This is a genomic window from Leifsonia lichenia (assembly GCF_054780215.1).
Genome location: NZ_BAAGWT010000004.1, coordinates 336,093 through 348,713 on the forward strand (window position 1 = coordinate 336,093; position 12,621 = coordinate 348,713).

Genomic DNA, 12,621 nt, shown 5'->3' on the forward strand with positions numbered 1-12,621 from the left:
CAGAACTCGTCGCGACCGTCACTTCACAGCTCCCGCCGTCATGCCCGCCCGCCAGAACCGCTGCAGCGCGAGGAAGGCGACGATGAGCGGGACGACGGAGACCAGCGAGCCGATCACCACGAGGGGCGGCGGCACCGCGACGTGGCTGGCGTTCCAGCCGACCAGACCGACCGTCACGGGCTGCATGTGGTCGTCGCCGAGCACCATCGCGGGAAGCAGGTAGTTGTTCCAGATGTCGACGAACTGGAACAGGAAGATGGTCACCAGGGCGGGCAGCATCATCCTGGTGGAGATGGCGCGGAAGATGCGGAACTCGCTCGCGCCGTCGAGGCGTCCAGCCTCGATCACCTCGTCCGGCACGGACTGCGCGGCGAACACGCGCGCCAGGTAGACGCCGAACGGGCTGACGATGCTGGGCAGCAGCACGGCGAGCGGGTTGTTGATGAGGTGCACGCCGGAGAACATCAGGTACAGCGGCAGCGTGAACAGGATCTTCGGCACGAGCACGGCGGCGAGGATCACGCCGAATGCGGCCCCTCGGCCGGGGAAGTCGTACTTCGCCAGCGCGTAGCCGCCCATCGCGGAGAGGACGGTGCCGATCGCGGCGCCGAGCCCGCAGTAGACCAGGCTGTTGAGCATCCACTGCCAGAAGATGCCGTCGTTCTGGGCGGTGAGCCTTGCCAGGTTGTCGAACAGGCCGAACCCGTCGAACCAGAGTCCGCTGCCGGAGAACTGCTCGCCGAACGGCTTGGTCGCCGCGACGAGCAGCCACCACAGCGGGAAGAGGAAATAGATCGTGGAGACGGCGAGGAGCACCATCACGACCGTGCGGCTGAGCGGCGACGTGTCCCTCCTGCTCCGGATTCCGCGGGGGCTGATGGCGGTCACGCCTTCTCTCCTTTACTGGTGAGGCGGAAGAACACGAACGAGATCACGCCGACGAGCACCGCGAGGATGACCGACTGCGCCGCCGCATACGGATAGTTGCCCGCCCCGACCGCGGCCTGCGCCGACATGATCGGGGTGAACGTCGACGACACGGAGCCGCCTGAGATGGGCTGCAGCACGGTCGGCTCGTTGTAGAGCTGTGCTGAGCCGATGATCGAGAAGACCGCCGTGAGCACGATCGCGCTGCGCACCATCGGGATCTTCACGCTCCACGCCGTGCGGAACGCTGACGCCCCGTCGAGCTTCGCCGCCTCCAGCACCTCGGCAGGGATCGACTGCAGCGCGGCGTAGATGATGATCATGTTGTAGCCGGTCCAACTCCAGGTGACGATGTTCGCCACCGACCACAGCACGGTGCCGTCGTCGAAGAACGGCAACTGGATGCCCAGCGGCTCGAGCAGGTGGTTGATCGGGCTGGAGGTGGTCGAGTACATGAACGACCAGACCAGGGCGGCGCTCACGCCGGGGATCGCGTACGGCAGGAAGCTCGACAGCCGGAAGAAGCCCTTTCCGCGCGCCGACTTCGAGTCGATCAGGAGCGCGAGCGCCAGTGCGAGGCCGAGCATCAGCGGAACCTGCACGACACCGAACAGCGCGACGCGGCCGAGCGACGCCACGAAATCGGGGTCGGAGAACGCGTGCGCGTAGTTCGCGAACGGGTCGAACACCTGCGTCGGCGCCGTGAGCCCGAGGCCGGAACGCTTGACCGTGAACAGGCTGCTGACGAACGCGTACACGATCGGCGCGATGTACATCGCGAGGAACAAGACGGCGAACGGCCCGAGGAACAGCAGCGGCGACCGCCAGTCGAACGACCGGCGCACGCGCGCGCGGGTCTGTCGCCTCCTGCCGCCGTCCGGCGGGGTCGCGGTGGTCGCCCGATGCTCGGCGACGGCCAGGTCGGTCACGTTTCCTTCTCTCCGCACACGGGATGCGCGTGCTCGTCGACGACGGATGCGGCGGCCGGTCTGCTGGCCGGGCCGCCGCATCCACCTGGTGCTACTCGGAGACCGTCAGGCCCTGCTTCTTCAGCTCAGCGACCGTCTTGTCCTGCGCGGTCTTCAGAGCGTCGGCGATGGTGCCCTGACCGGCCCAGGCCTTGCCGAGACCGTCGTCGAGGTCGGCGGCGGTCTTCGTCATGACGGGGCCCCAGGTCCAGTCCTGGTTGACCTTCGGCGCGGCCTTTGCGAACACGTCGAAGATCTTCTGGCCGCCGAAATACGGGTCACCCTCCGTGAGCGCGGGCAGGCCGGTCAGCGCCGTCGCGGCCGGGTAGAGGCCGGCCTTCTGCACGAGCGTGTTGTACGTGTCTTTGTCCGTGCTCAGCCAGTGCGCGAACTCCCACGCCGCCTTCGGCGTCGAGCAGCCCTTCAGCACGGCGGTCGCCGAGCCTCCTGCGTTGCCGACCTGGTCATCGCCTGCCGACCACTGCGGCATCGGGGCGACGGCCCACTTGCCTGAGCCCTGCGCCGCGCCGCCCTTGATCACGCCCGCCTGCCAGACGGCGCCGACGACGGTGGCGATGCTGCCGTCGCCGAGGCCGGTGTACCAGGCCTGGTCGTACATCGGAGCGCTGCTGATCAACCCTTCGGAGACGAGGCCCTGCCAGTAGTCTGCGACCTTCGCGTTGGCGTCGGACGCCATCGTCACCTTCCAGGCGTCGCCGTCGACGTCGAACCACTTCGCGCCGGTCTGCCAGGCGAACCCGGCGTAGTCGTAGTCGAGGTACGGCGACGAGATGAACTTCTTCGGGTCCGAGGCGTGGATCTTCTCTGCGTCCGCCTTGTACTCGTCCCAGGTGGCCGGGGCGGAGAGGCCGAGCGAGTCGAACACCTGCTTGTTGTAGAACAGGCCCATCGGGCCGGTGTCGACGGGAGCGCCGTAGACCGCATCCCCGATGCTCACCGAGCTCCAGGCCGCCGGCTGGAAGTCCTTTTTGTCATCGTTCGCATACGTCGAGACGTCGTCGAGCGCGCCCTGCGCCGCGAAGCTCGGCAGAGTCTCGTAGCCGACCTGTGCCAGGCACGGGGCGTTGTTCGCGGTGACCGCGTTGAGCATTTTCTGGTAGCCGCCCTTGGAGCCGGGCTGCACCTCCTGGTACTTCACCGTGACGTCCGTGTGCGAGGCGTTGAACGCCTTGACGGCGTCCGCGTAGCCTGGCGCCCAGCCCCAGAACGTGACTGTGGCCTTGCCGGACTCTGCCGAGCCGGTGCTGCCGGAACACCCGGCGAGCGACATCAGGCCGAGCGCGATCGCCCCCGCCGCGCCCGCCATGCGGATTGCTGCTGACTTCTTCACTGCCTCTCCTTTGATCACAGACACCCTTCAGCGGGTTCGAGATGCGAGTGTCGCACAGAATTGATAGCGATAACAACCTGTTCGCCCGAATTGATCGTAAACGCCGTAAAACTGCGCGAACACGCAGATGCGCCCGCTATCATCGAGACCATGAGCAGCACCGAAGCGCGGGATGCGGCAGCGAAGCCGCCCGGCATGACAGACGTCGCCCGCGTGGCCGGCGTCTCCGCCCAGACCGTCTCCCGCGCCCTCAGCGGCCACCCCAACGTGCAGGAGAAGACCCGCGCCAGGGTGCTCGCCGCCGTCGAACAGCTCGGCTACCGCAAGAACAAGGCGGCCGGCATCCTGTCGTCCGGGCACAGCAGGACCATCGGCATCGTGCTGCTGCAGACCAACTCGTACTCCCGCATCGCGGTCACCTCCGGTGTGGAGCAGGCCGCCCGCGACGCCGGGTACGCGGTCAGCGCGGCCACCAGCCCTTCGCTCGAACCGGTCGCGATCGAGGACGCCATGTCGCGCCTCGCGGAGCAGAACGTGGAGGGCATCATCCTCGCCCTCCCGCTCATCCAGGTGACCCGCGGCATCGAAGAGCTCACCAAGGCCATCCCCACCATCACCATCGACGGTTCGCGCACCTCCACGACCGAGGTCGTCGCCGTCGATCAGTCCCAGGCGGCCAAGCTTGCGACGCAGCACCTGCTCGACCTCGGCCACGAGACGGTCTGGCACGTCTCAGGCCCCACCGAATGGCTGGATGCGGTCAGCCGCAGCGAAGGCTGGCGCAGCACTCTGCAAGAAGCAGGCATCACCCCGCCGCCCGAGCTCAAGGGCGACTGGTCACCGGCGTCCGGCTACCAGAACGGGCTCATCCTCGGCCGCATCCCCGACGTCACCGCGGTGTTCGTGTCGAGCGACGAGATGGCGTTCGGCGTCATCCGCGCCTTCCACGAACTGGGCAAGCGCATCCCGGAGGACGTCTCCGTGGTCGGCGTCGACGACATCGCCCTCTCCGAGTACTGCTCCCCGTCGCTCACGACCGTCGCCCAGCCGTTCCCCGAGATGAGCCGCCTCGCCGTCGCCCACCTCCTCCGCTACATCGCCGACCCTGGCACCACCCTCGCGCCCGCCAACGTCGAGCCGCGCCTCATCGTCCGCGCCTCCACGGCCCCCGCGCCCCTCCCCCACTGACCGACGCGATCGAGCCCAGGCTTTTTCACCGCAAAACCGCGTCGTGCGGTGAAAAAGCCTGGGCTCGATCGCGTCGACGCCGCTAGAGTGCGGTCGTGAGGATGCGACGGGCGGGGTCGATTGTCGGTGCTGTGGTGGCTGTGGCCGCCCTGGCGGGATGCACGGCGAGCGCGGGGTCGACGACGACGCCTGCTCCCGCATCCACTGGGCTGAGCACCGACCCGGGTGCGGATGCGGGCGTCCCGATCGCGGACGGCGCCATCGCGGCCGCGATCGACAAGCTGCCGGCGCTCGCCTCGTCGATTCTGTCGCAGAGCGGCGTTCCCGGCCTCGCGGTCGGCGTCACATACCAGGGCAGGACCGTGTTCGCCCAGGGGTTCGGCGTGCGCACAGTGGGCACGCAGGACGCCGTCGACGCCGACACGGTGTTCCAGCTCGCCTCGCTGTCGAAGCCGGTCGGCGCGACGGTCGTCGCCGACGAGGTCGGCAAGGGCACCGTCTCCTGGACCACGCCGGTGAAGAAGAACCTGACCTCGTTCGAGCTGGCCGACCCATACGTGACCGCCAACGCCACCATCGCCGACCTCTACGCCCACCGCTCCGGCCTTCCCGACCACGCGGGAGACGACCTCGAAGAGCTCGGCTACGACCGGGCGGAGGTGCTGTCGCGCCTGCGCTACCTGCCGCTCGACCCGTTCCGCGCCCAGTGGACGTACACGAACTTCGGAATCACCGCCGCCGCGCAGTCCGTCGCAGACGCCGCAGGCACCGACTGGGAGACGCTCTCCCAGAACGACATCTACGGCCCGCTCGGGATGACGTCCACCAGCTCCCGCTTCTCCGACTACATCGCGCGCACCGATCGTGCCGTGCCGCACGTTCTCGTCGACGGCCAGTACGAGGCCAAGTACCAGCGGCAACCGGATGCGCAGTCACCGGCGGGTGGCGTCAGCTCGTCCGTCAACGACATGACGAAGTGGATGGCGATGGTCCTCGACGGCGGCCGGTACGGCGGCCACGAGATCGTCTCGGAGAAGGCGCTGCTCCCCGCGATCTCGCCGCAGATCGTCACCGGCCCCGTCGCGAACGCCGAGACCCGGCCAGGGCAGTACGGCTACGGCTTCAACGTCGGCGTCGCGGCATCGGGCCGCACGACGGTCAGCCATTCCGGCGCGTTCGCGCTCGGCGCTGGAACGAACTTCGTGCTGCTCCCCTCCGCGGACCTCGGCATCGTCGTGCTCGTCAACGCCGCCGCGAACGGCACGGCGGAGACCCTGGCCATGCAGTTCCTCGACCTGGTGCAGTACGGCGCACCCCGCACCGACTGGGGAAAGCTGTACCGCGACGCGTTCGCCCACATGGATGCGCCGATCGGCGACCTCGTCGGCCAGGCTCCTCCCGCATCCCCTGTCGAGGCTGCGCCGCTCAGCGCATACGTCGGCACGTACCAGAACCCGTACACGGGACCCGCGACCGTCGCGGACACCGGGGGAACGCTGACGGTCACCCTCGGCCCGAAGGCCACGGTCTACACGCTGAAGCACTGGACGGGGAACGAGTTCGTCGCCCCGCTGGACAGCGAGAACGCGCCGCCTGGCTCCCTCTCCTCGATCGCCTTCTCCCCTCCGGCCGACGGCAGGAGCGCATCCTTCGTCTTCGAGCGCTACACCGCAGAGGGCGTCGGCACCTTCACCCGCTGACCGCCCGGCTCAGCCGGCGGCCCGGTGATCGTGTTGAGCGCCAGCACGATGATGAGCCCGTTGAAGAAGAAGCTGATCACCGAGTGCCAGACGATCGTCCAGCGCACACGGGTGGACAGCACCTCGACATCGGAGGCGGCGAAGCTGGTGCCGACCGTGTACGAGAAGTAGACGAAGTCGACGATCCGCGGATGCTCGGTGTTCGGGAACCGGAACGGCGGCTCCTCCGCCGCGTAGTACCGCTGGTAGTACACCTGCGCGAAGCCCCAGTGCAGGAAACCCCACGACAGCAGCATCGCCCAGACGCCCACCACGTCGATCAGGGAGCCGACGGTCGGATCGTTGTGCAGCCCGAGCACGGAGAACGCCGCGAACAGGCCGATCAGACTGGACAGGATGGTGGCCGTCAGCGACACGATCCTCGCCACGCGGCTCACCTCGATGCGCGTCGGCCGATGCCCTGGCGGCGGCGGCGGCCGCTTCGCCAACCGCCCGAGCACGATCAGGGTCACCGCCTCGTAGAGCGTGGCGATTCCGCACCAGACGGCGAGGAGGACCAGGAACGTCGAGTCGTCGTCATCGGCGACGATGAGGAGCACACCGAGTGCGATCATCCCGAGCTGGGCGATCAGACTGGCGACGAATCCGACCACGACGAGCGGTCTCGGGCCTTCGACGGCGGGCTCACCCGGCTGTGCCTGCATTTCTGGATGCTACCGCGCCCCTGTGGCGGTCCGGCGGTTTCCGCGCTGGAGGGGCAGGATGGACGTGTGGAACCCCTCGAAGTGGTGGCAGCCGTCGTCGTGCGCGACGGGCGCGTGCTGGCGTGCCGTCGCGCGCCGGGGAAGGACGCGGCCGGGCTGTGGGAGTTCCCCGGCGGCAAGGTCGAGGCGGGCGAGACGCCGGAGACCGCCCTGGTGCGCGAGATCCGCGAGGAGCTCGGCGTCGGCATCCGCGTCGGCGGGCTGATCGACCGCAGCGTCACGCAGTCCGGCGGCCTGTCGATCGACCTCGCCTGCTACCGCGCGGAACTGACCGACGATGTGCCGTCGCACAGCACGGATCACGACGCCCTCCTCTGGGTGCGGACCACCGAGCTGGCGGCGCTGGAGTGGGCCGCCGCGGACATGCCAGCGGTGCGAATACTGACCGCCTGACGCGGGATGCGCACGGCAGCAATGTGCATCCCGCACCTGTCGGGCGCCAATCAGTGCACTCTGCACATCGCGGGGGATTGGGCGGCGGCATAGCCTGTTCGCCAACCCTCACCCCCCGTCAGAAGGACAACCCCATGGCACGCACAGCACATGCCGACGACTTCGCACTCAGCCGTGTCTCGCCCGATGCCCGCAAACCCTGGTTCGGCATCGCGGTGCAGCGCTTCGGCCAGGTCTCGGCCCTCTCGCAGTTCCTGCTCGGCGCCACCCTCGGTTACAGCATGACGTTCGGCGAGGCGGCGCTCGCGCTGCTCCTCGGCTCCGTCATCCTCGAGGTGATCATGTGCATCGTCGGCATCATCGGGCAGAAGGAGGGGCTGAACACCGCTCTCCTCGCCCGCTGGACAGGGTTCGGCGAGATCGGCGCCTCGCTGGTCGGCCTCGCCATCGGCATCAGCCTGATCGGCTGGTTCGGCATCCAGAGCGCCATCTCTGCCCAGTCCCTGGACGTGCTGATGCCCGGCGTGATGCCGATCTGGTCGTGGAGCCTGATCTTCGGCCTCGCCGTCACCGCCATCGTCAGCTTCGGCTTCGTCGGGATGCAGTGGCTCGCCAACATCACCGTCCCGCTGTTCCTGATCCTCGTCGGCTGGTCCGTCATCAGCGAGCTGACCAAGCACTCCTTCGGCGACCTGCTCACCTCCCCGGCCCCCGGCCCGACCATGAGCGTCTGGGCGGGCACCGGCATCGTCGCCGGCGGCCTCATCGTCGGCGCGATCATCACGGCGGACATGACCAGGTTCAACCGTTCGAAGGCGGATGTGGTCAAGCAGACCGTCGTCGGCGTCAGCCTCGGCGAGTTCGTCATCGGTCTCGCCGGCGTCCTGCTCGCGCACGCCGCGGCCACCGGAGACATCGTGGCCATCGTGACGTCGTCGATCGGCTTCGTCGGCCTGATCATCGTCATCACCGGGACGCTGAAGATCAACGACTGGAACCTCTACTCCTCCACCCTCGGCCTGGTGAACTTCATCTCCACCGCGTTCTCGAAGAACCTCAACCGCGTCACCACCACCATCGTGCTCGGCGTCGTCGGCTCGATCCTCGCCGCCGCGGGCATCCTGTCGCAGTTCACGGGCTTCCTCATCATCCTCGGCGTCGCCTTCCCTCCCATCGCGGGCATCATGGTCGCTGAGTACTTCTTCGTGCGACGCTGGCGCGGTGAGCTCGACGAGACCCGCGCATCCGGTCGGCTGCCGCAGACCGCTCCGCGGTTCGTGCCCGCGACGATCGTCATCTGGATCGTCTCCGCCGTCGTCGGCTACTTCGTCACCTGGGGCATCCCCGCGCTGCTCTCCCTCGCCCTCTCGATCGTGCTCTACACGATCGCGGGCAAGCTCGGCTGGGTGCGCGGCGTCGGCCGCGCCAGCACCATCCAGCCGGCACTGGACGACGCCCCGGTCGACGCTGCGACCAGCGAGCGGGTCGGCGACCAGCCCGGCGAGCAATCCGGAGCGCTCCCCACCACCAACTGACCATCGGCAGCACACGCACCACCAGCACCACGAAGAAAGCGGGAAGTATGCATATCGGCATCGACGTCGGCGGAACCAACACCGACGCAGTGCTCATGGACGGCAAGCAGACGCTGGCCGGGACCAAGAACTCGACCAGCCCGGACGTGACGACCGGCATCGTTCAGGCCATCGAGTCGCTTCGCGCAGCGCAGCACTTCGACGGCGCCGACATCAGCGCGGTGATGATCGGGACCACGCACTTCATCAACGCGCTGGTCGAGGCGAAGCGGCTCGCGCCGACGGCGGCCCTCCGTCTCGGTCTGCCTGCGACCCGAGCCCTCCCTCCGCTGGTGGATTGGCCGGAGCCGCTCAAGCAGGCGATCGGCGCACGCGGCTACCTGGCGCACGGCGGCTACGAGTTCGACGGACGCCCCATCTCCCCTCTCGACCCGGAGGAGCTGACCCGCCTGGCGGTCGACATGGCGGAGAACGGCGTACGCTCCGTCGCCATCTCGTCGGTGTTCAGTCCGGTCAACCACGACCTGGAGACCCGCGCGGCGGCCATCGTCGCCGAGACGCTGGGCGACGACGTCGCGATCTCGCTCTCCCACGAGATCGGCCGCATCGGCCTGCTCGAGCGCGAGAACGCGACGATCATCAATGCTGCTCTGCGCGAGCTCGCCTCGGAGATCGTCGACGGCCTCACCGCCGCCGTCCGCGCCCAGGGAATCGACGCTCCGATCTTCCTCAGCCAGAACGACGGAACCCTGATGGACGAGGACTACGTGCGCCTCTACCCCGTCGCCACCTTCGCCTCCGGGCCGACGAACTCGATGCGCGGCGCCGCCCTCACCAGCGGGCTCGACACCTGCGCGGTGGTGGACATCGGCGGCACCACGGCCGACATCGGCCTGCTGGTCAACGGGTTCCCGCGCGAGACCGCCAACGAGGTCAAGGTGGCAGGGGTCCGCACCAACTTCCGGATGCCGGACGTGCTGTCCATCGGAATCGGCGGCGGAAGCATCGTCGACCTGGAGACCGGCGAGGTCGGCCCCGAGTCGGTCGGCTACCGGCTCAGCACGGAGGCGCTGGTGTTCGGCGGCTCCACCCTCACCGCCACGGACATCGCGGTCGCCGCCGGCCGCGCGCAGATCGGCGACCCAGCGCTCGTCGCGCACCTCGACCCCGTCTTCGTCGCCCGTGTCCTCGACCGGATCGCCGAGCGCGTCGCAGAGGCCGTCGACCGGATGCGCACCTCGCCGGACCCCATCCCGGTCGTGGCGGTCGGCGGCGGCTCCATCCTGCTGCCGGACGAGCTCCCGCTGTTCGGCACGGTGCACCGCCCGGAGAACTACGCCGTCGCGAACGCGATCGGCGCATCCATCGCCCAGGTCGGCGGCGAGATCGACAAGGTGTACGCCATCGAACCAGGACGACGCGAGCAGGCCATCGCCGAGGTGCGCGCCGAGGCCGTCGACAAGGCGATCGCGGCAGGGGCGTCCCCGCAGTCCGTCGCGATCGTCGACTTCGACGAAGTGCCGATCCCCTACCTGCCCGGCAACGCCACCCGCATCAGGGTGAAGGCCGTCGGCGATCTGGACATGGGGGTGCGGGTATGAGCTGGACGCTGACCGCCGAGCTCGTCCCCGCCCTCGCCCGCGGCGCAGCCGTCCTCGGCACGGGCGGAGGAGGCGACCCGTACATCGGCTCCCTGCTGGCGAGGCAGGCGCTCGCCGAGCACGGCGACGTGACCGTCGTCACCCTGGACGAGGTCCCCGACGACGCCCTCGTGCTCACCGTCGCCATGATGGGCGCCCCCACCGTGATGGTCGAGAAGCTGCCCAGCCTGGATGAGGTCATCGCGCCCGTCGCCGCACTCAGCACCTACCTGGGCCGTCCGGTGACCCACGTCGCCTGCGCGGAGGTGGGCGGCGTCAACTCCACGATCCCCGTCGCGGCCGCCGCGGCGCTCGGCCTTCCGCTCATCGACGGCGACGGCATGGGCCGCGCCTTCCCCGAGCTGCAGATGGTCCTCCCCACCCTCTACGGCGTCACCGCCTCCCCCCTCGCCTTCAGCGACGAGAAGGGCAATGTCGGCGTGCTGCAGACGGTCGACAACCATTGGACGGAGCGCATCGCCCGCGTGGCCTGCGTCGAGATGGGCTGCTCCATCATGATCTCCGGTTTCCCGATGGACGGCGCCGTCGCCCGCGAAGCGCTCGTGCCAGGCTCGCTGCAGCACTGCATCGCCATCGGCACCGGCATCGCGCACGCCAGAGCGGCCAAGGAGGATGCGGTCGGCCGCGCCGTCGAGCTGCTCGGCGGCCGCGAATTCTTCGCCGGCAAGGTGGTCGACGTGCACCGCGGGACCACCTCCGGGTTCGCCAGGGGAACCGCGCGGATCGAGAATCCGAGCAGCACCCTCACCCTGTCGTTCCAGAACGAGCACCTGATCGCGGAGGCGGACGGCGAGGTCCTCGTGACCACCCCCGACCTCATCATCGTGCTCGATCACGACTCCGGTGAGCCGATCACCACCGAGGGCCTGCGCTACGGCCAGCGGGTGCGCGTCGTCGCCGCGCCGAGCGACCCGCGCTGGCACTCCGCCGACGCGCTCGCGATGGTCGGCCCCGGCTATTTCGGATACGACGTTCCCTCGCACCGATTCGACGGCACGCCGGAAGCCGCCGAGCTCGCGGAGGTCGGCGCATGAGCTGGCAGTTGACGGCGGCCGACCTTCCCGACCTCGCCCGCGGAGCGACGCTCCTCGGCACCGGGGGCGGCGGAGATCCCTACATCGGCACGATGCTGGTCGAGCGCGTCCTCGGCGGCGGCTCGATCACCATCCTCGATCCGGACGAGCTCGACGACGACCTGTTCGTCATCCCGACCGCGCAGATGGGCGCGCCGACCGTCATGATCGAGAAGATCCCGGCAGGGACGGAACCGACGCTCGCACTGCGCACCCTCGAAGAGCACCTCGGCAGGAAGGCAGACGCGACCATGCCGATCGAGTGCGGCGGGATCAACTCGATGATCCCGCTGATCGTCGCGGCCGAGACCGGGCTGCCGGTGGTGGATGCGGACGGCATGGGCCGCGCGTTCCCCGAGCTCTCCATGGAGACCTTCGCCGTCTACGGCGTGCACGGCTCCCCGCTCGCCCTCGCCGGAGAGCGGGGCGAGCGGGTGATCATCGACACCGGGGCCGACGACAGACAGATGGAGTGGCTGGCCCGCGGTGTCACCATCCGGCTGGGCGGTGTCGCGCACATCGCCGAGTACGCGATGACCGGAGCCGACGTCAAGCGCACCGCCGTCCCGCGCACCCTCTCGATGGCGCTCGCGCTCGGCCGTGCCATCCGCGAGGCCAGGGAGGAGCACCGTTCGCCGTTCGCTGCGATCGCAAGCGCCCTGTCGACGACCCTGTACTCCGAGATGCGCGAGCTCTTCTCCGGCAAGGTCACCGATGTGGAGCGACGCACGACGGAAGGCTTCGCGAAGGGCCGCGCGACCATCTCCTCCCTGGCCGGGGACGACGACACACTGGAGATCCGTTTCCAGAACGAGAACCTCATCGCGCACCACGGCGACGAGGTCGTGGCGATCGTGCCCGACCTGATCTGCGTCGTCGACCTCGAATCGGGAGAGCCCATCACGACCGAGGGCCTGCGCTACGGCCAGCGCGTCCGCGTGCTCGGCATCTCCACCCCCGAGATGATGCGCACGCCGGAAGCGCTCGCCGCGTTCGGGCCGAGCGCGTTCGGCCTCACGGAGCCGTTCGTGCCGGTCGAATCCGCGCCCGTCTACGCTTGA

The 12,621-nt window shown here is 69.0% G+C and carries 11 protein-coding genes; 7 read left to right on the top strand and 4 right to left on the bottom strand.

Going from position 1 to position 12,621, the window contains the following annotated elements; translation table 11 throughout:
- Positions 1–18: 18 nt before the first annotated feature.
- The 3 genes from ACYVGI_RS12050 to ACYVGI_RS12060 form a co-directional block, all read right to left on the bottom strand.
- On the bottom strand, positions 19–888 hold the full coding sequence (locus tag ACYVGI_RS12050) for a carbohydrate ABC transporter permease (protein ID WP_460632847.1): 870 nt from the start codon (positions 886–888) through the stop codon (positions 19–21).
- Positions 885–1,856, bottom strand: coding sequence for a carbohydrate ABC transporter permease (locus ACYVGI_RS12055; RefSeq protein ID WP_460632848.1), 972 nt, complete (start codon positions 1,854–1,856; stop codon positions 885–887). The genes ACYVGI_RS12050 and ACYVGI_RS12055 overlap by 4 nt, the downstream gene beginning before the upstream one ends.
- 91 nt (positions 1,857–1,947) lie before the next feature.
- On the bottom strand, positions 1,948–3,246 hold the full coding sequence (locus ACYVGI_RS12060; RefSeq protein WP_460632849.1) for an ABC transporter substrate-binding protein: 1,299 nt from the start codon (positions 3,244–3,246) through the stop codon (positions 1,948–1,950).
- A 150-nt stretch (positions 3,247–3,396) separates the two neighbouring features.
- Between ACYVGI_RS12060 and ACYVGI_RS12065 the strand changes: the two genes are divergently transcribed.
- The gene (locus tag ACYVGI_RS12065; protein ID WP_460632850.1) at positions 3,397–4,434 is read left to right on the top strand and encodes a LacI family DNA-binding transcriptional regulator; all 1,038 of its coding nucleotides are present in this window, start codon (positions 3,397–3,399) and stop codon (positions 4,432–4,434) included.
- 101 nt (positions 4,435–4,535) lie between these two features.
- A complete protein-coding gene (locus ACYVGI_RS12070; RefSeq protein WP_460632898.1) occupies positions 4,536–6,134 on the top strand; it encodes a serine hydrolase in 1,599 nt (532 codons plus the stop codon).
- Here the strand turns inward: ACYVGI_RS12070 and ACYVGI_RS12075 are convergent.
- Complete coding sequence (locus ACYVGI_RS12075; protein WP_460632851.1) at positions 6,098–6,838, bottom strand: DUF1345 domain-containing protein; 741 nt, start codon at positions 6,836–6,838, stop codon at positions 6,098–6,100. The two genes, ACYVGI_RS12070 and ACYVGI_RS12075, sit on opposite strands and share 37 nt — an antisense overlap.
- A gap of 66 nt (positions 6,839–6,904) precedes the next feature.
- Between ACYVGI_RS12075 and ACYVGI_RS12080 the strand changes: the two genes are divergently transcribed.
- The 5 genes from ACYVGI_RS12080 to ACYVGI_RS12100 all read left to right on the top strand — a co-directional run bounded on the left by ACYVGI_RS12080 (position 6,905) and on the right by ACYVGI_RS12100 (position 12,621).
- The gene (locus ACYVGI_RS12080) at positions 6,905–7,291 is read left to right on the top strand and encodes a (deoxy)nucleoside triphosphate pyrophosphohydrolase (RefSeq protein ID WP_460632852.1); all 387 of its coding nucleotides are present in this window, start codon (positions 6,905–6,907) and stop codon (positions 7,289–7,291) included.
- Positions 7,292–7,425: 134 nt separating this feature from the next.
- Positions 7,426–8,826 (top strand): purine-cytosine permease family protein, encoded by a 1,401-nt coding sequence (locus ACYVGI_RS12085; protein WP_460632853.1) that lies wholly within the window; start codon positions 7,426–7,428, stop codon positions 8,824–8,826.
- A gap of 47 nt (positions 8,827–8,873) precedes the next feature.
- Positions 8,874–10,427: a hydantoinase/oxoprolinase N-terminal domain-containing protein gene (locus tag ACYVGI_RS12090; protein ID WP_460632854.1), complete on the top strand. Its 1,554-nt coding sequence runs from the start codon at positions 8,874–8,876 to the stop codon at positions 10,425–10,427.
- Positions 10,424–11,521 carry a DUF917 domain-containing protein gene (locus tag ACYVGI_RS12095; RefSeq protein WP_460632855.1) on the top strand — a complete coding sequence of 366 codons (1,098 nt, stop codon included), beginning with the start codon at positions 10,424–10,426 and terminating at the stop codon, positions 11,519–11,521. Before ACYVGI_RS12090 ends, ACYVGI_RS12095 begins: the two co-directional genes overlap by 4 nt.
- Positions 11,518–12,621, top strand: coding sequence for a DUF917 domain-containing protein (locus ACYVGI_RS12100; RefSeq protein WP_460632856.1), 1,104 nt, complete (start codon positions 11,518–11,520; stop codon positions 12,619–12,621). Before ACYVGI_RS12095 ends, ACYVGI_RS12100 begins: the two co-directional genes overlap by 4 nt.